This is a genomic window from Streptomyces sp. HP-A2021 (assembly GCF_022807935.1).
Lineage (GTDB): Bacteria > Actinomycetota > Actinomycetes > Streptomycetales > Streptomycetaceae > Streptomyces > Streptomyces afghaniensis.
The window spans coordinates 6,753,702-6,775,394 of sequence record NZ_CP094344.1 but is presented as its reverse complement, the minus strand read 5'-3'; the positions used below and the strand labels follow the sequence as shown (position 1 = coordinate 6,775,394).

At 73.3% G+C, this 21,693-nt stretch carries 19 protein-coding genes; 13 read left to right on the top strand and 6 right to left on the bottom strand.

The window, feature by feature from the left end; translation table 11 throughout:
- Position 1: 1 nt before the first annotated feature.
- From MQE23_RS30630 to MQE23_RS30615, 4 genes are read left to right on the top strand one after another with little or no spacing between them, the layout of a single operon-like run.
- On the top strand, positions 2-907 hold the full coding sequence (locus MQE23_RS30630; RefSeq protein WP_243382817.1) for a hypothetical protein: 906 nt from the start codon (positions 2-4) through the stop codon (positions 905-907).
- On the top strand, positions 904-1,125 hold the full coding sequence (locus MQE23_RS30625) for a Trm112 family protein (protein ID WP_243380830.1): 222 nt from the start codon (positions 904-906) through the stop codon (positions 1,123-1,125). The genes MQE23_RS30630 and MQE23_RS30625 overlap by 4 nt, the downstream gene beginning before the upstream one ends.
- Positions 1,122-1,949, top strand: coding sequence for an FkbM family methyltransferase (locus MQE23_RS30620; RefSeq protein ID WP_243380829.1), 828 nt, complete (start codon positions 1,122-1,124; stop codon positions 1,947-1,949). Before MQE23_RS30625 ends, MQE23_RS30620 begins: the two co-directional genes overlap by 4 nt.
- Positions 1,915-2,523 carry a hypothetical protein gene (locus MQE23_RS30615; RefSeq protein ID WP_037671719.1) on the top strand — a complete coding sequence of 203 codons (609 nt, stop codon included), beginning with the start codon at positions 1,915-1,917 and terminating at the stop codon, positions 2,521-2,523. The genes MQE23_RS30620 and MQE23_RS30615 overlap by 35 nt, the downstream gene beginning before the upstream one ends.
- Before the next feature lie 16 nt (positions 2,524-2,539).
- Here the strand turns inward: MQE23_RS30615 and MQE23_RS30610 are convergent, their stop codons facing one another.
- From MQE23_RS30610 to MQE23_RS30590, 5 genes are all read right to left on the bottom strand, one after another.
- The gene (locus MQE23_RS30610; protein WP_243380828.1) at positions 2,540-4,486 is read right to left on the bottom strand and encodes a peptidoglycan-binding domain-containing protein; all 1,947 of its coding nucleotides are present in this window, start codon (positions 4,484-4,486) and stop codon (positions 2,540-2,542) included.
- Between the two features lie 9 nt (positions 4,487-4,495).
- Positions 4,496-4,945, bottom strand: coding sequence for a hypothetical protein (locus MQE23_RS30605; RefSeq protein WP_020275291.1), 450 nt, complete (start codon positions 4,943-4,945; stop codon positions 4,496-4,498).
- Between the two features lie 157 nt (positions 4,946-5,102).
- Positions 5,103-5,576 (bottom strand): hypothetical protein, encoded by a 474-nt coding sequence (locus MQE23_RS30600; protein ID WP_037671721.1) that lies wholly within the window; start codon positions 5,574-5,576, stop codon positions 5,103-5,105.
- A gap of 75 nt (positions 5,577-5,651) precedes the next feature.
- A complete protein-coding gene (locus tag MQE23_RS30595; RefSeq protein WP_243380827.1) occupies positions 5,652-6,593 on the bottom strand; it encodes a hypothetical protein in 942 nt (313 codons plus the stop codon).
- A 124-nt stretch (positions 6,594-6,717) separates the two neighbouring features.
- The gene (locus tag MQE23_RS30590; protein WP_243380826.1) at positions 6,718-7,587 is read right to left on the bottom strand and encodes a hypothetical protein; all 870 of its coding nucleotides are present in this window, start codon (positions 7,585-7,587) and stop codon (positions 6,718-6,720) included.
- 147 nt (positions 7,588-7,734) lie between these two features.
- Here MQE23_RS30590 and MQE23_RS30585 point away from each other — a divergent pair, with 147 nt between their 5' ends.
- Positions 7,735-8,826, top strand: coding sequence for a MerR family transcriptional regulator (locus MQE23_RS30585; protein WP_243380825.1), 1,092 nt, complete (start codon positions 7,735-7,737; stop codon positions 8,824-8,826).
- A 34-nt stretch (positions 8,827-8,860) separates the two neighbouring features.
- Here MQE23_RS30585 and MQE23_RS30580 read toward each other — a convergent pair whose 3' ends face one another.
- A complete protein-coding gene (locus tag MQE23_RS30580; protein ID WP_020275253.1) occupies positions 8,861-9,574 on the bottom strand; it encodes a FadR/GntR family transcriptional regulator in 714 nt (237 codons plus the stop codon).
- A 195-nt stretch (positions 9,575-9,769) separates the two neighbouring features.
- On the opposite strand from MQE23_RS30580, the gene MQE23_RS30575 reads away from it, so the two are divergent.
- The 8 genes from MQE23_RS30575 (at position 9,770) to MQE23_RS30540 (ending at position 21,668) form a co-directional block, all read left to right on the top strand.
- Positions 9,770-11,170, top strand: coding sequence for an SLC13 family permease (locus tag MQE23_RS30575; RefSeq protein ID WP_020275252.1), 1,401 nt, complete (start codon positions 9,770-9,772; stop codon positions 11,168-11,170).
- 55 nt (positions 11,171-11,225) lie between these two features.
- Positions 11,226-12,683, top strand: coding sequence for an acyl-CoA synthetase (locus tag MQE23_RS30570; protein WP_243380824.1), 1,458 nt, complete (start codon positions 11,226-11,228; stop codon positions 12,681-12,683).
- A complete protein-coding gene (locus tag MQE23_RS30565) occupies positions 12,676-14,034 on the top strand; it encodes a carboxyl transferase domain-containing protein (protein ID WP_243380823.1) in 1,359 nt (452 codons plus the stop codon). Before MQE23_RS30570 ends, MQE23_RS30565 begins: the two co-directional genes overlap by 8 nt.
- Before the next feature lie 82 nt (positions 14,035-14,116).
- The gene (locus MQE23_RS30560; RefSeq protein ID WP_037671668.1) at positions 14,117-14,458 is read left to right on the top strand and encodes a CU044_2847 family protein; all 342 of its coding nucleotides are present in this window, start codon (positions 14,117-14,119) and stop codon (positions 14,456-14,458) included.
- Positions 14,455-16,143: a trypsin-like peptidase domain-containing protein gene (locus MQE23_RS30555; RefSeq protein ID WP_243380822.1), complete on the top strand. Its 1,689-nt coding sequence runs from the start codon at positions 14,455-14,457 to the stop codon at positions 16,141-16,143. Before MQE23_RS30560 ends, MQE23_RS30555 begins: the two co-directional genes overlap by 4 nt.
- 69 nt (positions 16,144-16,212) lie before the next feature.
- Complete coding sequence (locus MQE23_RS30550; RefSeq protein WP_020275246.1) at positions 16,213-17,232, top strand: MoxR family ATPase; 1,020 nt, start codon at positions 16,213-16,215, stop codon at positions 17,230-17,232.
- A gap of 93 nt (positions 17,233-17,325) precedes the next feature.
- Positions 17,326-20,457 carry an SAV_2336 N-terminal domain-related protein gene (locus tag MQE23_RS30545; RefSeq protein ID WP_279345165.1) on the top strand — a complete coding sequence of 1,044 codons (3,132 nt, stop codon included), beginning with the start codon at positions 17,326-17,328 and terminating at the stop codon, positions 20,455-20,457.
- 173 nt (positions 20,458-20,630) lie between these two features.
- Positions 20,631-21,668, top strand: a complete 1,038-nt coding sequence (locus MQE23_RS30540; RefSeq protein ID WP_020275242.1) for a rod shape-determining protein — start codon at positions 20,631-20,633, stop codon at positions 21,666-21,668.
- Positions 21,669-21,693 lie beyond the last annotated feature (25 nt).

Genomic DNA, 21,693 nt, shown 5'->3' with positions numbered 1-21,693 from the left:
AGTGGCCGCGGCCCTGCTGGCGAACACCCTGTACAGCCTGGGCTTCGTGCTGGAGAAACGGGCGCTCACCGCGCTGCCCGAGGTGACGATCCGGCAGCCGGCCCGGCTGCTGCGCCTGGTCCTCGGCAGCCCCCTGTGGATCGGCGGCTCCCTCGCCCTCGCGGCCGGTTTCGGCGCCCAGCTCGTCGTGTACCGCACCCTCCCGATCGCCGCCGCGCAGGGCATCTTCGTCTCCGGCCTGGTGCTGCTCGTGCTGCTGTCGGCCCGGCTGCTCGGGGAGGAGACGAGCGGCCGGGAGCGGTACGCGCTGGCCGCGATCCTGCTCGCGCTGCTGATGGTGGTGCTGTCCCTGCGCGAGGGCTCGGACACCGTCAGCCAGGACGCGCCGTACCAGTTGATCCTGCTGGTGTGCGTGCCGTCGCTGGCGGCCGGGTTGTGGCTGTACGGCTCCGCCGAGCGGCGGGCCCGCAACCGGCACCGGCGGCCGACGACCGGCGTCGAGTACGGGGTGGCCGTAGGGCTGCTGTACGGCGTCAGTTCGCTGGCCATCAAAGGTGTGTCGAGCCATCTGACGACCAGCGGGATCGGCGGTGCGGTGCTGGACCTGCTGAGCTCCCCGTATCCGTATCTGCTGCTGTTCACCGGGGTGTTCGGCCTGGTGATGTCGCAGGCGGCGCTCCAGCGCTGCCGGGCCTCGCTGATCGTGCCCGTGTGCACGACCGTGACGTCCCTGTTCACGGCGGTGCTCGGCACGCTGTCGTTCGGCGAGGCCCTGCCGGACGAGCCGCTGCGGCTCGCGCTGCGGGTGGCGGGCACGGCCCTGGCGGTCGCCGTGCTGCTGACCATGCCGAAGCACGATCCCTCTCCCCAACCCCCCGCACCAGCCAAGGAGTTGGCATCCCCATGAAGCCCGACGACCCGCTGCTGAAGATTCTGGCGTGCCCGCTCGACAAGGGGCCGCTGCATCTGCTGGCCGAGGAGGCCGGGCAGGAGGAGGCGCTGTACAACCCGCGGCTGCGCCGCCGCTATCCGATCGTCGACGGCATTCCGCAGCTGTTGCCGTCCTCGGGCGAGCAGGTCGACGACGACGAGCACGAGGAACTTCTCCAGAGGATGGCCCCATGACCAGCCTGGCAGCCCGCCTCGCTCCCTTCCTGCCCACCCGCCTGGTGGCCGCGACTGCCCGGGCGCTCTACCCCCGGTTCGAACCGGAGCTGGCCCGGCTCGCCGAGCTGTGCCCGCCGCACTGCGGTACGGCGGTGGACGTCGGCGGCTGGTACGGGCCCTGGACGCACCGGCTGTCCGGCCTGGCCGAGCACGTCGTGACGATCGAACCCGTACCCCATCTGGCCCGGCTGCTGGCCGCCGCCGTCCCGCCGAACGTACGGGTGATCCGGGCGGCGGCCTCGGACCGCCCGGGCATCGCCCGCCTGTGGCTGCCGTCGGACGACTCGGGCGACCGGGGCGTGTCGTCGCTGGTGCGGCGCGACATCCACGGCCGGGCGCTGGACGTCCCCTGCGTCACGCTGGACGAGCTGGGCCTGCGGAACGTCGGCTTCATCAAGATCGACGTGGACGGCAACGAGCCGGCGGTCCTGCGCGGGGCGACGGGCCTGCTGGCCCGCGACCGGCCCGCCCTGTTCGTGGAGCTGGAGTCCCGCATCCAGCCGATCGCCCCGGTGGTGACCTACCTGTCCCTGCTGGGATACGACGGCTGGGTCCTGCCCGGCGACAGGTGGGTGCCGCTGACGAAGTTCCCCCTGGAGGAGCACCAGGCGGACGCCTCCTACGTCGTCTCGCACGGCCTGCTGCGCCGCGTCCTGCCGTCCGGCGTCCTGCGCGGCCCGCGTTACGTCAACTCGGTCCTCTTCCTCCCGGACGGCCGCCGTCCGGGCACCGCGCCGGTGGGCGACGATGGTTCCCATGCCCTCCGGAAAGCGCCCCGCTAGCCCCTTCACACCGCTCGACTTCCAGCTGGTGCTGCTGCGCCGCATGGCCGACCACAACCCCGGCCTGGTGGAGGACGCCCGCCACGAGCTGGGGGTGTCCCTCGCGGACATGCGCGAGGCCAACAAGCGCTGGCAGGCGATGGTCCGCTCCCCGCGCTCCCGGGCGCCCCTGTCCCGCTACCGCTCGATCCTCGGCGCCCCGGAGTCCCGTACGCCCCGCCGGATCGGCGACCTGGACTGCGAGGCCTGGCTCTGGCCCGTGCCGCTCTGGCCCGACCTGCGCTTCGAGGTGCTGACCGCCCCGAACGGCGCGGTGTGGAACGAGTGGCTGGTCCGCGCCCCGGGCGCCGAGGGGCCCGAGCTGCGCACGCTCGACGACCTCACCCCCTGGTCCTGCACGGTCGACGAGGCAGCCCGCGCCTTCGCCCCGGCCCGCCCCCTGGAGGGCACGGCCCCGACCCGCTGGGGGCTGGCGTTCACCGCGCCGGACGCGCAGGGGGTGCGGTGGGAGGCCGTCGCGGAGTTCACCTGGGGGCTGCTGCAGCGGGTGGCCGTCACCGGCGGTCAGAACTGAGGCGCTCCGGCCGCGGTCAGAACCTCCCCTGGTTGAGGGCGGTCTGGAGGGCCTTGGTGGTGGCGGCGCCCCAGTCGCCGTCCACGACCAGGTCGGCGCCGGTCATCTTGTTGAGGTGGCCCTGAAGGGCCTTCACCGTGTCCGGACCGATGTCGCCGTCCACGATCAGGACCGTGCCGGCCCAGGTGTTGAGGTGCTCTTGCAGGGCGCGCTTGGACCCGGGTCCCCAGGCGCCGTCGGCGGTGACGCCGATCGCCCGCTGCGTCGCGGCGATGGTGGCGGGCCCGAAGTTCCCGTCCACGTCGAGCTGTTCACCGTCGGCATAGCTTGCGTAGGCCGCCTCGGTGGCGGGCCCCCAGAGCCCGTCCGTCTCGACTCCGACCTTGCCCTGCAGCCAGCGCACCCCGGCATCGGTGAGCGGCCCGAACTCGCCGTCCACGTCGAGGGGCGGGGTGTAGCCAAGTGCGTTCACCGCGTGCTGCTGCGAGGCGATGGAACGGACCGTGGCCGACCCGCCTCCGCTGCCGCCCGCACCGATGTGGGCCACGTACGCCGCCTCGGTGCGCGGCCCCCACAGGCCGTCGGCGGCCACACCGACCTTGCCCTGGAGCCAGCGCACCGCGGCGTCGGTGAGCGGGCCGAACAGCCCGTCCACGGTCAGGGGCGGGCTGTGACCGAGCCCGTTGACGGCTCGTTGCTGAGCGGCGATGGACCGCACGGTGGTCAGCCCGCCGCTGGAGCCGTCGTCCGGGGGAACGCCGTCGTAGACCGGTTCGCCGCCCACGATGGGATACGTGGTTCCCGGCAGCCCGTTCTGTGTCCAGGCGCGCAGCGCCGCGCCCGGGCACTGGGTGGAGTCGAGCGCGCCGTGATAGGTCGAGGTGAGTGGCTTGCCGGTCTTTTCCCGGGCGGCGAAGAAGAGGCTCCGGATGGAGTTCTTCGCTGCCGTGGTGGCGTCGCCGTCCCGGCCGATGAAACAGACTCCGAAGTGTGTGGTGTTGTAACCCCGGGCGTGCGCGCCCTCGTTGGCCCAGCCGCGCCCTTCGAAGATACGGCCCTGCCTGTCGACGAGGAAGTTGTAGCCGATGTCCCACCAGCCCTTGGAATCCATGTGGTAGTTCTGGATCGCCCTGGGTGTCTGGCCGGCCGGCCCCGCGGAATAGTGGACGGCGAAGGCGGTGCGCTGCGAGAGCGGGACCTTGACCTCGTCGCGGGGCGGACGTGCTCCCCACTGGGCACGCGAGATGATCTGCAGCTGCTTGGGCGTACTCGCGGCGGGAACTCCGGGGTCCACCGGGGAACCGGTGTGCGCGTAGGGCAGGAGGTTGCCGGGGCATTGCGTGGCGTAGCCCTTGGAGTGCGGGAACATGTGGGGGCCGGCCTTCCGGCCGGCCGGGACCTCCGACCGCAGATACTCGATCAGGCTCCTGATCGAGGTGCCCATCGCGGATGTCGGCTCGTCCTCGGACCGGAGAAGGCCGCAGATCGAGTAGAAGGCGGCGTTCCGGCCGACCGCGCCGTGCTCCGGGACCCAGACATGCCCTTTGGGCACGTTTCCCTCAGCGGGGGCATCGCCGCCGTTGGCCTCTCCCCGTTCGAGGCCGCGTCCCTCGTATATCTTCCCGTGCGGGCAGACGAAGTAGTTGTAGCCGATGTCCTCGTCGGCCTTGCCGTACATGTCCGACCAGGCGTCGGCCACGTCCTTGGCGCATTCCTCCTCCGTGTCGAGACCCGATGAGCCGCCGCCGCGGTGGTGGAGGAACACGCCCCCTTTCCAGGGGGACCACTCACGATGGGGCGTCGGTTTCGGTGGGGCTCCCACCTCCTCGATCAGCGCCTGGGTCGCCTTGGTGTAGTCGCCGTTGAAATCCGCCCATGCCTTCCGGGAGATGAGCAGGCCTCCCGTCACGGTGACGGCGGCGTACGGGGCCCAGGCCGATCTGGGCCGGATGTCGATGGGCATCGGGAACTCCTAGTCGAGAAAGGTGCCGCACGCCGAACTCGGCACCCAGCGGTGGGAGCTGATGTTGTCGTTCGCGTCGGTGCCGTTGCTGAACGTCTTCCCGGCGAGGTCGTGCACATAGGCCTCGGACGGCTCCAGGCAGAGATGACCGCCGCCGTAGCCGGGGCGCTCGTGGAGCTTGGCGGCGAGGCCCGCGGAAGCTTTGCTCAGGACGGAGGTGGCCGCGTCGTCGTCCCCGCCTCGGAAGGCGCCGGCGTTGTCGCCCCAGTCGGCGTCGTGGCTGTCGGCTCGGCCGAAGTAGTGCCCGCAGTCGGCGTTGTGGAACGCGTGGACGTAGCCGGGCACCGCTCCGCTCCAGAAACTGTCACAGGCCGTGGACGCCTGTGCGCTGGTCGCGGGGATGAGCACACCGGACACCGCGAGAGCCAGAGTCGCGGCCGTGGTCAGCGTCTTGCGCATGGGGAATCGCTCCTTGTGCCGTCGGGAAAGCGGGGCATCGCGTGGTCGGGTGCCGGGTCGAGCCTGTACGGCACCGCGTGCCCGGGCGCCATGGCCCACCGGTGGCTGACCGGTGGGCCATGGCGTGGTGCGCGGACTCAGCTGTGCGGCCGGGAAGTCACGTCGCCCAGCGGTCGCAGTTGTTGGAGTCGGGGTTCACCCAGCGGTGCGAGCTGATGGCGTCGTTCGCCTCACCCCTGTCGTCATCGTTGTCGTTGTGGAAGTCGTCGTTGGAGAGATCGGAGGCGTACGCCTCGTCCCTCGACAGGCAGATGTGCCCACCCGCCCAGTCCTGACCGGTCCCGTTGAAGAACTGGACTTCGTAACTGTTCCCCTTGTTCAGGATCGAGGACGCCTCGTTGGTGTCACCGCCCTGGAAGGGTCCGGAGCTGTTGCCCCAGTCGGAGTCCCAGCTGTCGGAGTTGCCGATGTGCGTCTCGCAGTAGGCGTGCTTGTAGGCGTACATGTACCCGGACCGCGCGTCCGTGTAGTTGTCACTACAGTTCGCAGCCGCGTGCGCGGTTGTCGCCGGGACGAATGCCCCGAGGCCGGCGAAAGCGAGAGCCGCCAGAACGGCAGGGATTTTGCGCATGGTGCGTCACTCCTTCTTTCATGGGGGTTCTGCGAGAGATCCCGCGGCTGCGATGCCGCGGAAATCCGTGAGGTGTCAGGCCTGTGAGCCGATGACGTCCTTGGCCCTGGCCAGTGCGTCCAGCCTCATGCGCTGGTACATGGCGATGTCGTCGCTGTACTGCCGGAGTTTCTCGGCGCGGTATTCGCGTTCGAGGGAGCGTGCCGTCCTGGCCAGGGATGTCTTCCCGGCGCACGTGGCTTCGGCGACGGCCAGCTCCACCTCGGTGGCGTGTGCTCGCGCGGGGCTCAGCCCCTCGGTGACGACGTACCGTTTGTCGCGGAGCTCGTCCGGGTCGGCGTAGTCGTGGCCCGCCGCGCGCATACACCGGGACCACGCCTTGACGGCGTTCACCAGGCGCTTGTCCTTGACGAGATCCGGTACGTACAGCGGAGTCAGGGTTGTGGCGGTCTTCTTGACACGGAACCAGGTCGCGCGATCACCGTAGAGTCGCTCCCTGGTGTCGGCCCAGCAGCCGTCGCGAGGGGTCTGAACGGTGCCGCCCGTGGGCAGTTCGACCGACAGCATGCCCTTCGAAGGGTCGCCGCTGACGGTCTTGGAGTAGCGAATGCGTTCCGCTTCCGGGAGGGAATTGGCGTACGCGTTGTTCGGATCGCTCCGGCGGATCTTCTCGGCCTTCTTCTCGAGCTGTCCGCCATAGCCGTGTTTCCGTGCCCAGTCCACGTCGCTCAGTACGTAGCCCCGGCTCTGGCGTTCCTCCACGCTCGTCACCGGCGTCAGCCAGTACGTGAATCCTTCCTTCTCCACGCACTTCCTGACCAGCAGCTGTTCGGCTCGCTCGATCAGGATCTCCTCGGCGTCGGTCAGCTCCCGCACCGGGCCCACGGCGCCCTCGGCCGCGGTGCCCCGCTGCGGTCGTGCGGAGTCCGACGGCTCGCTCGTGTTCGTGGTGCAGCCGGCCACGGCCAATGTGACGATCACCGTGGCCGTGCATGCGGAACTGATCGCTCGCCTCATGGTCGTACGCACTCCCCCGAGTCGTGGCGCGATTCCTCGCGCCCCTTCGCTCCTTGAGCTTCTCCGAGGCGAGCGTGAGCATCCAGGGTGTTGCGTTCTGCCGCAAAAGCCCTGGCAGACGTGGTCAGCGGGCGGCGGCCAGGACCGCCTCGACCACCCGCGGCACGGACTGCGGGTGCAGCCACAGGAACAGGTTCGGCTCGACCAGCTCCAGTTCCATCACGCAGGGCTCCCCGTCAGACCCGGTGACGAGGTCCACGCGCGCGTACAGCAGCTCCGGCTGCCCGGGTATCGCGGCCAGTGCCCGCTCGGCGACGTCGAGTTCGGCGGCGGTCGGCTGCCAGGGCCTCAGGTCGGGGTGGGCGACCTTGTCGGCGTCGTACGGTGTGCCCGGCGCTAGGACCGCACCCTTGCGGCTGGCGTGCAGCAGGCGCCCGCCGAAGAACTGCAGGGCCCGCTCGCCGGCGGAGTCGATGCTGCGCACGTACGGCTGCACCATCGCCGTGAAGCCCTCGGCGTGCATCCGCTTCAGCTGTCGTACGGCCGTTTCGTGCTCGTCGTGGGTGTAGCGGGCGGCGAAACGGGCGCCGGCGCCGGAGGTGGGCTTGACGACATATTCGTGGTGGTCAGGGAGGTCGGCGGGCTCGCCGGGCGCGATGTACCGGGTGGGGACGACGGGCACGCCGGCAGCCGCCAGATCCCCGAGGTACCGCTTGTCCGTGTTCCACCGCACGACCGCGGGCGGGTTGGCGAGCCGTGTCAGCGTTCCGCACCGCTGCACCCACGCCGAGAACTCCGCCGCCCGCCAGCTGTAGTCCCAGGTCGACCGGATCACGGCGAGGTCGAAGCCGCCCCAGTCGGCGCCGGGGGCGTCCCAGGGCACGGCGACGGCCTCGGCACCGGCGTCCCGCAGCGCCCGTACCAGCAGCGGGAGGTCCTGGTCCCTGCCGGGCTCGGGACCGGAGTCGTAGGTGACGAGTGCGATACGGGGCACAAAGGGCTCCCTCTTCGTGCGATCGGGTGATCGACCGGCAGGCTAACAACCGCCGCCGGAACCGGAACAGCCCGCTTGACCTTCACCTTCGGTGAAGCCCCAGCATCGGTGGCGGAATCGGAGGGAGGTGGCGAGGTGCACCGGGACATGCTGACGATCGGCGCGTTCGCGAAGGCGTGCCGGCTCTCGCCGAAGGCACTGCGCCTGTACGACGAGCTGGACCTGCTGCGGCCCGCCCGGGTGGACCCGGACACCGGATACCGGTACTACGCGGTCGGGCAGCTGGAGCAGGCCCGGCTGGTGGCGTGGCTGCGGCGGCTGGGCATGCCGCTGGCCGAGATCCGCGAGGTCTGCCGACTCCACGACCGCGACTCCACCGCCGCCGCCCGGGAGATCCGCGCCTACTGGGCGCGTGTCGAGGCTCAGACGGCGGTACGGCGGGACCTCGCCGCGTTCCTGGTCGATCACCTGACAGCGGACTCGGATGAGTCCGGAAAGGACACCGCCATGCTGGAACTGCGCTACTCAGCCCACTCGGACACCGGTCGCGTCCGCCCCGCCAACCAGGACACGGCGTACGCGGGCACCCGACTGCTCGCTGTCGCCGACGGCTTCGGACCGGCGGGCGCGCCCGCGAGCAGCGCCGCCGTGGAGGCACTGCGCTTCCTGGACACGGACGAGGTCCCGGCCGGCGGGGTCCTCAACCTCCTGGAGGACGCGGTACGGGGCGCGGCCCAGGCCGTCCGGGACGTGGCCGACGGCGCCGACGACATCGGCACGACCCTGACCGCCCTGCTGTGGACGGGCTCACGGCTGGCCCTGGTGCACATCGGCGACTCCCGCGCCTACCTGCTGCGCGACGGGGAGCTGTTCCTCATCACCCACGACCACACGGTCGTCCAGTCGATGATCGACGAGGGGCGTCTGACGCCCGAGGAGGCCGTGTCCCACCCCCAGCGGTCCTTCCTCCTGAAGGCTCTGACGGGCGACGGGGCCACCACGATCCCGGACCTCCGCCTGCACGACACGCTCCCGGGCGATCGTTACCTGCTGTGCTCCGACGGCCTGACCGGTGTGGTCCCCGAGGACCGGATCCGGGAGGTCCTCGCCGCCCCCGCCGCCCCCGCCGAAACGGTCCAGGCCCTGGTCACGGCGGCGAACGAGGCCGGCGGTCCGGACAACGTCAGCTGTGTGGTGGCGGACGTGGTGGAGCGGCAAGAGCGCGCGGCCACCGCCTAGCGTCGCGGGGCAGGCGGGACTTTGCGGACACGCCCTAGGACTCCCCGGACTCCTCCGGCTCCCAGTCCAGCAACCGCACCTTCGCCACGGTGCGGACGTGCCGTCGCATGGCCGTGGCCGCCTGGCGGGGCTGCTGTGCGGCGATCGCGTCGAGGATGGCCCGGTGCTGGGAGAGGGAGCGGGACGGGCGGCCGGGCTGGCGGAGGGACTCGGTGCGGCTCTCGGCGATCTGCTCGGCGATGGAGCGCATGAACTCCGCGAGCAGACCACTGTGGGCCGCCGCCGTCACCGCCGCGTGGAACAGCCGGTCGCCCTCCACGCCGTGACCGCCCGCCGAGATCTCCTCCGACATGTGCGCGAGCGCCGAGCGCATCGCGGCCAGGTCCTCCTCCGAGCGCCGCTCCGCGGCCAGTTCTGCGAGCTTCGTCTCCAGCGCCTCCCGGGCCTCCAGGACATCGGGCAGGCGCCGGCGGCGTTCCACCATCCGGTCGACCGGTTCGGTGTCGAGGCTGTCCCGCACGAGGTACGTGCCACCCCCGTGCCGGGCCTCCACCAGGCCCTGGACCTCCAGCACCACGATCGCCTGCTTCACCGAGGCCCGGCTCACCCCGAGCCGCTGGGCCAGATCGCGCTCGGGCGGCAGCCGGTCGCCGGCGCGCAGGCCGCCCTCGGCGACGTACTGCCGCAGCCGCTCCAGCACCTGTTCGTAGAGGCGCTGTTTGGTCATGGGGCGCAGGGCGTCGGTCACGGAGTCCCCCTCTCGCCGGGAGCGTAACACCGGCACCTCGCGGTGGCCGAGTGGCTGAACCAATTCTTGCCCACCCCCTTGACGGACGCCCGGGCCGCACCCACGCTGTTCAGCCAACGCACCTCAAGTGGCTCAGCCACTCGGCCACTCTCCTGGTGCTCCCAGCCGCTCCGGGGCCCAAAGACGGGAGCCCGTATGTCCCCCGAACTCATCTCGATCCTCGTCCTCGTCGTGGTGTTCGTCATCGCCACCACCCGTTCCGTCAACATGGGCGCGCTCGCCTTCGCCGCCGCCTTCGGGGTCGGCGGGCTCGTCGCCGACCTCGACGCGGACGGCATCTTCGCCGGCTTCCCCGGCGACCTGTTCGTCGTCCTGGTCGGCGTCACGTACCTCTTCGCGATCGCCCGAGCCAACGGCACCACCGACTGGCTGGTGCACGCCGCCGTCCGGCTCGTGCGGGGGCGGGTGGCGCTCATCCCCTGGGTGATGTTCGCGCTGACCGGCGCGCTCACGGCGATCGGCGCGGTCAGCCCGGCCGCGGTGGCGATCGTCGCCCCGATCGCCCTGAGCTTCGCCGCCCGGTACGGGATCAGCCCGCTGCTGATGGGCGCGATGGTCGTCCACGGCGCCCAGGCCGGCGGCTTCTCCCCCATCAGCATCTACGGCTCGATCGTCAACGGCATCGTGGAACGCGAGAAGCTCCCCGGCAACGAGGTGGTCCTGTTCCTGTCGTCCCTCGCGGCGAACCTGGTCATCGCCGGCGTGGTGTTCGTCGTCTGCGGCGGCTTGAAGCTGTGGGCGCAGGGGGCGGTGGACGAACGGGACGTCGACGCAGGGGGCGACGGCGGCAGCCCCGCCCCCGCTGCGGGCGATCCTGCCCCCGCTGCGGGCGGTCGTGCCGCTGGGGCGGCACCCGTCCCACAGAAAGCGGCACCTCGCCCCGCCGAGCTGCGGACCGACCCGGCCCCAGCAGCCACGCCGAGCACGGAAACGACCAGCCTCACCCCCTCCCGCACAGCCACCCTCGCCTCCCTCCTCGCCCTGGTGGTCGCCGTCCTCGTCTTCGACCTGGACGCCGGCCTCACCGCCATCACCCTCGCCGTCGTCCTCAGCACGCTGTGGCCGGAAGACAGCCGCAAGGCGACAGGCCAGATCGCCTGGCCGACGGTCCTCCTCATCTGCGGTGTCCTCACCTACATAGGCGTCCTCGACGAGATGGGCACGATCACCTGGGCAGGCGAGGGCGTAGGAAACATCGGCATCCCCCTGCTGGCAGCCGTCCTGCTGTGCTACATCGGCGCACTCGTCTCGGCCTTCGCCTCCTCCGTGGGCATCATGGGCGCCCTGATCCCTCTGGCCGTGCCGTTCCTGGAACGGGGCGAGATCGGCGCGATCGGCATGGTGGCCGCCCTCGCCGTGTCGGCGACCGTCGTGGACGTGAGCCCGTTCTCCACGAACGGCGCACTCGTCCTGGCCGCCGCGCCGGACGTGGACCGTGAGCGTTTCTTCCGGCAGTTGATGGTGTACGGAGGGATCGTGGTGGCGGTCGTACCGGCGGCGGCGTGGCTGGTGATGGTCGTGCCCGGGTGGGGATAGACAGCCCCCCACCGCCCACGGACAACCGCAGGCAACAGCTAAGGAGATGTGTCGCGTGACCCCCCTCTTCCCGGCCCTGACCGACGCCCCGGCCGACGGCTCGGCCGACCGGCCCGCCCTCCGGTTCGGCGAGCGCTCCCTGACCTACGCGCAGCTCGCCGCCGCGGCCGGAGCACTCACGGGCCGCATCGGCGAGGCCACGCGGGTCGCCGTGTGGGCGACGCCCACCATGGAAACCGCCGTCGCCGTCGTCGCCGCGCTGCTGGCCGGTGTCCCCGCCGTGCCGCTCAACCCGAAGTCGGGCGAGAAGGAACTCGGGCACATCCTGTCCGACAGCGCACCCGAGCTGGTGCTCACGGCACCGGACGACCAACTTCCCGCCCCCGTGCGGGACCTGCCCCGCCTCGACGTCGACGTGCACGGCACCGGGCCGGTCCCCGTGGACCACGCCGACGAGTCCGCCCCGGCCCTGATCGTCTACACCTCCGGCACCACCGGCCCGCCCAAGGGTGCCGTCATCCCGCGCCGGGCGATCGCCTCGACCCTGGACGCACTGGCCGACGCGTGGCAGTGGACCGGCGACGACGTACTCGTCCACGGACTGCCGCTGTTCCATGTGCACGGCCTGGTCCTGGGCACCCTCGGCCCGCTGCGGCGCGGCGGTTCGGTGCGGCACCTGGGCCGCTTCAGCACGCAGGGCGTCGCCCGGGAGCTGAACGCCGGGGCGACCATGCTGTTCGGCGTGCCGACGATGTACCACCGGATCGCGGAGGCGGTGACCGGCGACCCGGAGCTGGTGAAGGCGCTGACCGGGGCGCGGCTGCTGGTGTCCGGTTCCGCCGCGCTGCCCGTGCACGACCACGGGCGGATCGCGACGGCGACCGGGCGGCGGGTGATCGAGCGGTACGGCATGACGGAGACGCTGATGAACACCAGCGTCCGTGCCGACGGCGAGGCCCGCCCGGGCACGGTCGGTGTGCCGCTGCCGGGCGTGGAGCTGCGGCTGGTCGAGGAGGACGGCTCGGAGGTCACCGCGTACGACGGTGAGACCGTCGGCGAGATCCAGGTGCGCGGCCCGAACCTGTTCACCGAGTATCTGAACCGGCCCGACGCCACCGCCGCCGCCTTCACCGCCGACGGCTGGTTCCGCACCGGCGACATGGCGGTGCGCGACCCCGACGGCTATGTCCGCATCGTCGGCCGCAAGGCCACCGACCTGATCAAGAGCGGCGGTTACAAGATCGGGGCGGGGGAGATCGAGAACGCGCTCCTGGAACACCCGGGGGTGCGGGAGGCCGCCGTCACCGGGGAGCCGGACGCCGACCTGGGCGAGCGGATCGTGGCGTGGATCGTCCCCGCGGAGCCGGAGTCCCCGCCGTCGCTCGACGAGTTGGCGGATCACGTGGCCAAGCGGCTCGCCCCGCACAAGCGCCCCCGGGTCGTCCACCACCTCGGTGCCCTGCCCCGCAACGACATGGGGAAGATCATGAAGCGGGCGCTGTCCCATGACTGAGCGCCTCCCCGCGACTGAGCGTCTCTCCGCCCGGGCGGTCGCCGACGCCATCGCCGACGACGCCACCTTCGCCGAACTGCCCGCCGTCATACGGGACTCCAAACCCGACGGCCCGCTCGGCTGGCCCGGCTACGACGCCCTGCGCACCCGTGCCGCCGAGCGCACCGGCGAGCAGGAGTCCGTGGTCTGCGGCACCGCCCGCGTGGGCGGCACCCGGGCCGTGCTGATCGCCTTCGAGTTCGGCTTCCTCGGCGGCTCGCTCGGCGAACGCACCGGCGACCGGCTGGAGGCGGCGTACACCTACGCCCGGGAGCACCGCCTCCCGGTCGTGCCACTGGTCGCCACCGGCGGCAGCCGGATGCAGGAGGGCATGCTCGCCCTGACCCAGCTCCAGCGCGTGGCCCGGCAGTCGGCGCTCACCAGACAGGCGGGTCTCGCGCAGGTCGCGGTGGTGCGCGATCCGACGACCGGGGGCGGCTGGGCCACCCTGGGGGCGGGCGCCGACGTGGTCCTCGCGCTGCCCGGGGCCCAGGTCGGCTTCGCCGGCTCCCGGGTTCGGCCGGCGGACGCGGACCCGGCGGCGTACACGGCCGAGGCGCAGTTCGCGGCCGGCGCGGTGGACGCGGTCGTACGGCCGGAGGAGCTGCGCGAGACTCTGGGCCGGTGGCTGCGGCTGCTGACGTGCCCGTCCGGCACACCGGCCCCGCCGCCCGAACCGCTCGGCGACGACGCGGGCCTGCCCGCCACCGGCTGGGACGCCGTCCGGCGCGCCCGCTCACCCCGACGCCCGCGCGCCGCCGCCTACTTGGACGCCTACTTCTCCGACCGGGCCGCGATCAGCGGCGACCGCTGCGGCGGCACGGACCCGGACGGCATGCTGTGCGGCTTCGGCACGCACGAGGGCCGGACGGTCGCCTACGCCGCGCAGACCGGGACCGCGACCCGCCCCGCCGGCTACCGCACCGCCGCCCGTCTGATCCGCCTCGCGGACCGGCTGGGCATCCCGGTGCTGACCCTCGTGGACACCCCGGGCGCCGCCAACGACGCGGCGGCGGAGCGGCAGGGCGCGGGCGCCGCGATCGCGGACCTGTTCGGCGCGGTGGCCGGCGCCCGCACGCCGGTGACGACGCTGGTGATCGGCGAGGGCGGCTCCGGCGGCGCGCTGGCGCTGGCCGCGCCCGGCAACACCTGGGCCACCCCGGACAGTTACTTCTCGGTGATCGCGCCGGAGCTCGCGGCGGCCATCCTCAAGCGGCCGCCGCGCGAGGTGGAGGCGACGGCGGACCAGCTCCGCATCCGGCCGCAGGATCTGGTGGAGCTGGGGGTGATCCGGGGGACCGTGGGTCCGTGAGAGTTCGGTGGATGCCTCCCGCAACATCAAGTACCTTCCGTAACAATGGAAATGCTCAGTGCAGTGGGACGACGGGGGTGCCGTGGACGGGTTGGTCGAATTCAGGACCGGTGACGGTGCCGTGGTCGCGGTCGAGGCGGTGGAGGAGGAGCGGTCCGGCTCCCGCCTGGTCTCCCGCGGCGACGGCACGGTCCAGGCGACCCGCACCTTCGAGGGCGCCCTGGACGGGGTGCGTTCGGCGGCGGAGTCCGCGCTGCGGGTGTTCCGCGACGGGTCCCTGAAGCCCGACGGCGTGGAGATCGAGTTCGGGGTCAAACTGTCCGCGGAGACGGGCGCGTTCATCGCCAAGGGCACCGCCGAGGGCCACCTGGTGGTCAGACTGACCTGGTCCCCGGCCGGTCCGGAGACCAGCCCCGCCTCATGAACAGCGCCGAGTGGCACGCCCGGGTCGAGTTACGGGGCCGGGTGGCCGGAGCGGGCTTCCTGGTCGCGCCCGGCACGGTGCTGACGTGCGCCCACGTCGTGGGGGACGGCGAGAGCCTGACCGTGACGTTCACGGAGCGGCCCGGCTCCCCGCCCGTGCCCGCCCGGGTGGTCGCCCACGGCGGCTGGTCCGGCTCCAGCACCGACCTCGGCGACCTCGCCGTGCTGGAACTCGACCGGGAGGTGCCCGTCGCCCCGGCCGCGCTGGCCCCGGTCGACGCCGCGCACGGCACAACGCCGCGCAAGCTCGTCGTCTACGGCTTTCCGGCCGGCTTCGACGAGGGCACCCTCGCCGAATACCGCGTCACCGCACCCCAGTTGATCAAACGGGAGTGGCTCCAGCTGGAGGCCTGGCACCCGGGCGGCCAGCCCCTGGCCCCCGGCTTCAGCGGGGCCGCCGTCACCCTGGCCGACACCGGCGAGGTCGTCGGCATGGTCACGGCGGCGGCCGGCAGCGGGGAGGTGCGCACCGGCCGGATGATGCCCACCCAGGTCATGGCCCGCTACTGGCCCGCACTCCAGAGCCTGGTCCCCACCTCGGACCACACCACCGCCGACCGGGCCCGGCTGCGCGCCCTGGTCGAGAAGGCGGCCCGCGCGGGCGTGGAGTGCGACCCGGTCCGGCTCTACACCGCGGCGGCCGACCCGTTCGATCCGCCGCCGCCCGCGGAGGGATTCGACTCGCTGTGGTCGGCGGCCCTGTTCGTGCTGTGCGAACTCGACGGCCCGGGCGCCGCGCGCACGGTGTCCCGGTTCGCCGACCGGCTCCAGGACCTGCTGCACACCCCGGCCGCGGAGCCGTCGGCGCCCGACTGGTCGCCCATCCTGGTCGAACTCGGGCACAGCGGCGCGGGCGACGACCTGGTCCGCGTCGAGGTGTCCGCGTACAGCGAGGGGCGGCGGCACCCGGTGGACTCGGGCACGGTCGAGCAGCACCGGCTGCGCGCGTACGTGCAGGACCGTATCGAGGCGGCCTTCCGGTATCTGACGCCCGGCGCCGACGAGTTGGTCGCCTTCGCGCTGCCCCGGGACTGGCTGGACTGGCCCGTCGACCGCTGGGAGAGCGCCCCCGACGACGCCATCCCGCTCGGCTGCGTCTACCCGCTGGTCGTCACCGACCACGCCCGGCGCAAGGCCAGCACCCGGCACGTGCTGACCCGGACCTGGAAGCGCCTCGACGCCTTGCCGGGCGCGCGGATGCACCGCGTGGAGTGCGGCGGTCCGGAGGAACCCGGGCGGCTGCGGATGCGGCTGCGGCAGCCCGACGCCTGCCTCGCCGGGTTCGGCACCGCCCCGGCCGCCTCCCGCACCCGGCCGCACTTCGACACCTCGCTCACGGCGCCGGCCCCGGTGATCGTGTGGTCGCGCGACGGCTGCGGCTCGGGGCAGGAGGACTGCTCCGGAGCGGACGGCTGCACCGGCAAGGCCTTCCTCGACGAGCTCGACGCCTGCCTCAAGGCCGTACCGCCCGCCGAGCTCCCGCGCCGGATCCTGGCCCTGCGCGAAGAGGCCGATGCCGAGGAGGACCACTGGGCCCACGGCATCCAGCTGCTGTGGGACGACCCGCGCGTCTTCACCGACCCGCATGCCGTAGCCGCCGCCCACGCCCGGACCCCCGTGGCCTGACCCACCGCGGGCCCGGCCCGGCGCACCTGAGAACCACCAGCTCGAAACGGAGAGCGGAGAACATCCCCCATGCCGCACTGGTCCGTCTACACCGGCGAGAACGAGCCGCACGACGGCATCGACCACCTCCCCGCCCCACCGCCCTGGCGTGCCTTCGACGGCGGGCCCGCCCTGCCGCCGCCCCTCGACAGCGATGACGCGACGGCCGTCTCCCCCGACCGCGTGCACCGGGCGAAGTCGTACGTGGCCACCCCGGAGAGCGTCCGGCTCGTCAACGCCGCGCTGTGCCTGCGCCGCCCCCTGCTCGTCACGGGCCCGCCCGGCACCGGCAAGTCCTCACTCGCGTACGCGGTGGCGCGCGAGCTGCGCCTCGGACCGGTCCTGCGCTGGAACATCACCAGCCGCAGCACCCTCGCCGACGGCCTCTACCAGTACGACCCGCTGTCCCGGCTGTACGCGGCCCGGGAGCGGCAGGGCGGGCCCGGCCGTGCCGCCGGCGACGTCGAGGACCACCTGCGCCTCGGCCCGCTCGGCACCGCCCTGCTCCCCTACGACCGGCCCCGCGCCCTGCTCGTCGACGAGATCGACAAGAGCGACCTCGACCTGCCGAACGACCTGCTGAACGTGCTGGAGGAGGGCCAGTACGAGATCCCGGAACTGGTCCGGGCCGCCCGCCACTCGGGCGACGGCGCGGCCGAGGTCCTCGCGGACGGCACGGACACCCCGGTCACCGTCCACCGCGGGCGGGTCCGCTGCCGGGCCTTCCCGTTCGTCGTGCTGACCAGCAACGGCGAACGCGAGTTCCCGCCCGCCTTCCTGCGCCGCTGCGTCCGGCTGAAGCTGCGCCGCCCCGACCGGGACCAGCTCACCGACATCGTCCGCGCCCACCTCGACACCCCGGACGGTCACGCGGACCGTCTGATCACCCGCTTCCTGGAGCGGGCGGGCGGCGGCGAACTCGCCACCGACCAGCTGCTGAACGCCCTCTACCTCACCGGAGTCGCGGGCCTCGACGCCGAGTCCCGCGACGACCTCGCCGAGCAGCTGATGCCGTACCTCAGCGCGACGGCCGACGGCGATGGTCTCTGACCACGGCCCCGGACCGTCACCGGTCGCCCGGCTGACCGCGGCCCTGTCCGCGGCCGGCGCGTCGCCGACGCCCCGAGAGCTGGCCGAACTGCTGTGGATGGCCGCCCTGCTGGACCCGGACCGGCAGGAGGAGCCGCTGCCGGAACCCGGCGACGACAACGCCCCCTCGTCCGCCACGCCCGCACCCGAGGCAAACACCCCCCAGACGGCGGAAACCCAAGAGAAGGCGGACACCCCCGCCCCCGCACCCCCGCAACCGGAGCCGGAGCCGGTCCGCCCCACCCCCGACCGCGTCCCGCTGACCCTGCCCGCCCCGCGCTCCCCGCACGACTCCCCACCCGGCGGCGGATCCCCCTCCTCGCCCCCGCGCCCCCGATGCTGCCCCACCCCCTCGCGCTCCAGCGCGCCCTGCGCCCGCTCAGGCGCAAGGTGCCCTCCCCGTACGCCCGGGTGCTGGACGAGCGGGCGACGGCCGACCGCATCGCCCGGCTCGGCGCCCACCCCGACGTGTGGCTCCCGGTCCTGCGCCCGGCCCCCGACCGCTGGCTGCGCCTGAACCTCGTGCACGACACCGGCCCCACCATGCCGGTCTGGCGCCCCCTGGTGAGCGAACTGCACACCGCCCTCGCCCAGTCGGGCCTCTTCCGAACGGTCACCCTGCACCCGGCGACCCCGGACGGCCGGGCCCGCCACGTCCCCGTCCTCGACGACGGCCGCACCGTCACGCTCGTCGTCAGCGACTGCATGGGCCCGCAGTGGCGTCCGGGCGAGGCGGGCGAGCGGTGGTACCGCACGCTGCGCCACTGGGCCCGCCACCTGCCACTCGCCGTGGTGCAGCCCCTCCCGGAACACCTCTGGCCCATCACCGCGCTCCCCGCCGAGCCGGGCCTGCTCACCTCCCCCTCCACGGCGGCACCTTCGGCGACCCTCGCCTTCACCCCCTACGAAGCCGCACCACCCCCCGACCAGGCCCTCCCCCTACCGGTCCTGGAACCGGGCGCCCCCTGGCTCGCGCACTGGGCGGCCCTGGTCGCAGGCCCGGGCGGGGCCCGCACGCCGGGCGCCGCGGCCTGGCTGCCGCCCTCCCCCGCCCCGCCCGCCGAACCGACCCCCGACATCGCCTCGTCCTCCCCGGAGGAGCTGGTCCTGCGCTTTCGCGCGACCGCGTCCCCGGAGGCCTTCCGCCTCGCCGGGCACCTCGCCCTGGCGGTCCCCTCGGTGCCGGTGATGCGCCTGGTCCAGCGCACCGTGGACCGCGACCCGCGCCCCCAGCACCTGGCCGAGGTGATCCTCAGCGGCATGCTCGCCTCCGTCCCCGGCCCACCCGGCTCCTACGAGTTCCGGCCCGGCGTGCGGGAGTTGCTGCTGCGCTCCCTCCCGCGCACGGCCCGGGGCCGCACCCGCGAGTTCCTCGCACAGGTCGGAGGCCTGATCGACGAACGGGCCGGACTCGCGGCCGGCGAGTTCCGGGCCGAGACGACCGGCGAACGCGACGGCTCGGGCACGGCGTTCGCGACGGTGAGCGAGGAGACCGTACGCCGGCTGGGCCACCGCGCCCGCCCCACGATCCTCTTCGAGGCCGACGACCTCACCCACCACCCCGAGGCCCGTATCACCCTCGAATACGCGGTGCACGAGATGCTCTCCCGCGGCGCCCTCACCGCTTCCCAGTTCGACGTCCGGGTCCGCGGCAACGGCTACGCCGTCCACACCGAACCCGGCACCTATGTGCTCCCGGTGCTGGTCGCGGTCCTGCGCGGGCTGCCCGAGGTGCTCACCGGGCTGGTGGACCCGCCGCGTCTGACCGTGACGTTCTGGGACCGGCCCACCCCGCCGCCGGAGGAGGAACCGCACGCGTCCGCCGACATCCAGGTGGTCGTCTCCCCGGGCGTGTACGAGCAGTTCGCCGGCAGCTCGGCGGCACAGGGACCGCAGCGCTTCCAGCCCCTCTACCGGGGCGGCGCCACGGACACCCCGCCCGTCGCCTGGTACTGCCCGCTGTCCCCTGCCACGGCCGCCCCCGGCCCCGAGGCCCGCGACCTGGTGCGGGGCCCGTTCATCACGCGCGACCTGCGCCGGCTCGGGATACCGGCCCCGGGCCGCACGGCCGTCGTCCACACCCGGCCCGACGGCCCGCTCACCCTCCTCAACCCCGCCCAGCCGCACGGCGACGGGCCGCCGCGGCTCGTGACGTACTACGAGGTGGACCTCACCACCCACCACTCCCACCACCAGGTCTCCCTGCCGAGCTCCGGCAAGGGCGCCTTCACCGCCGCGGTCGAACTGTCCTGGCAGGTGGACGACCCGGTCGCCTTCGTGCGCGCCGAGGTCACCCGGGTGTCCGAGCCGCTGCTCGGCCATCTGCTGGAGGAGGCGGCCCGTATCACCCGCCGCCATCCACTGCGCCGGGCGGGCGCGGCCCAGCGTGCGGTCAACGCCGGGCTGCGCGGGTGGCCGGTGCCGGGCCTGTCGGTGGCGGCCTCGGTGCGGCTCGCCCCGGAGGGAGCGGCGCTGCCCGGGCCGCAGGGCCCCGCCCCGTGGCCGGACCGTCCGCTGCCCGGCCTCCTCGGCGACGCCGAGACCGTGCTGTTCGGCTTCGACGGGCCCGTTGCCCGGCTGTTCTCGGCGAGCACCGCGCGCGAGGCCGTACGCGACCTGCTCGCCCTCGTCGCCGAGCACCGCGGCCCTCGGGACACCGGGGGCGGAGCGGGGCAGGAGGCGTTCGCGCATCCACTGGACGTACTGCGGGCCTTCGCGCAGGACCGGCTCGGCCCGCTGCTGCGGGAACGCCTCGACGACCTCGAACTCCGGGCCGTGCCGCACGCGCCGGCGACACACAACTTCGCGCCCCTGCTCCGCACCCTGCACGCCTCCGGCCGCCGCGTCTGCGTGGTCACGGACGCCTGCGCCGAGGCCGCACACCGCTACCTGAGGCCCTACGGCACGCTCCCCCTGGCCGGCGTTCACGGCCGCGCCGAGGATCTCGGTCTCCTCACACCGCACCCGGACTGCCTGCTGCGCGCCCTGGACTCCGGCGCCGGGACCGCCACCACGGGCCTGGTCATCGGGTGCACGGTCGCCGAGCTCGCCGCCGCCCAGCGGGCCGGCCTGCGCTTCGTCGGCCTCGCCCGCAACGCCACCACCGACCGGCAGCTCCGCGAGGCCGGCTGCGAAACCACCGTCACCTCCCTGACATCGCTCCTGGAGGCCGCACGCTCGCTCTAGGTCCGGCGGGGCCGAACCCCCCGTTCGGCGGCACCCCGCCCGGCCCCCTCAGAAAGGCGCCCCGGGCCCTTCCCGCGCAGGATGCGAGGGAGGCCCGCCGCCCGGCGGCCCCACGTCTGCGAGGCCCGCCACCTGGCGGCTTCCCACGGTCTGTGCTCTCGGGAGGACCTGCCATGACCGCCAGTCTGGAGCAGTTGCGCCGCTGCCACTTCGCCGTCGACCTGGGGGCGGCCCGCACCCGTGTCTACGTCAAAGGCGCCGGGCTCGTCGTCGACCAGCCGTCCGCCGCCGCCGTGAACACCCGCACCGGCGCGCTGATCGCGGTCGGCGAACTCGCGGAGAAGATGACGGGCCGCACACCGGACTACATCCGGGTGGCACGGCCGGTCTCCGGCGGCACCGTCGTCGACATCGAGATGGCGCAGCGCATGCTGCGGCACCTGCTCGGCGACAAGATGCGCCGCAGCCTGCGCCGCAAGCCGATCCTGCGCGCCGCGGCCTGCACCCCGCACGACGCCGACCCGCTCGCCCAGCGCGCCGCCATCGAGACGCTGGTCGGCCTCGGGGCCCGCCGCGTGGAGCTGGTCGACACGCTGATCGCCGCCGCCGTCGGCTGCGGACTGCCCGTGGAGCAGCCCGAGGCCACGATGATCATGGTGTGCGGGGCGGCGGCGACGCAGGTGGCCGTGCTGTCCCTCGGCTCGATCGTCACCGCCGAGCGCATCCCGGTGGGCGGCGAGGCCGTCGACCAGGCGATCGTGCAGCACCTGCGGCACGAACACGAGCTGATGCTGCCCAGCCAGTCGGTACGGCCGTTGCAGCTCGCCCTGTCCGGCAACGGTCTCACCCCGCAGGGCCCGGCCTCGACGGAGATCCACGGGCGGGACGTCGCGACCGGCCTGGCCCGATCCGTCCAGGTGGACACCGCCGCCGTACGGGATGCCATCCAGACGCCGCTCACCGCCATCCTGGACGGCATCGGCAAGGTGCTGCGCTCCTGCCCGCCCGACCTGGTCGCCGACCTCGCCGACCGGGGGATCATGATGGTCGGCGGCAGTGCGCTGCTGCCGGGCCTGGACCAGATGCTGCGTCAGGCGACCGGTATGCCCGTGCACATCGCCGAGCGCCCGGACGTGTGCGCCGTGCAGGGCCTCGGCGCGATGATGGAGGGCAGGATCGCACCGCTGGCGCTGGATCCGCTGGGGTCCTGAGCCACCGCCCCGAGACCCTCAGCGG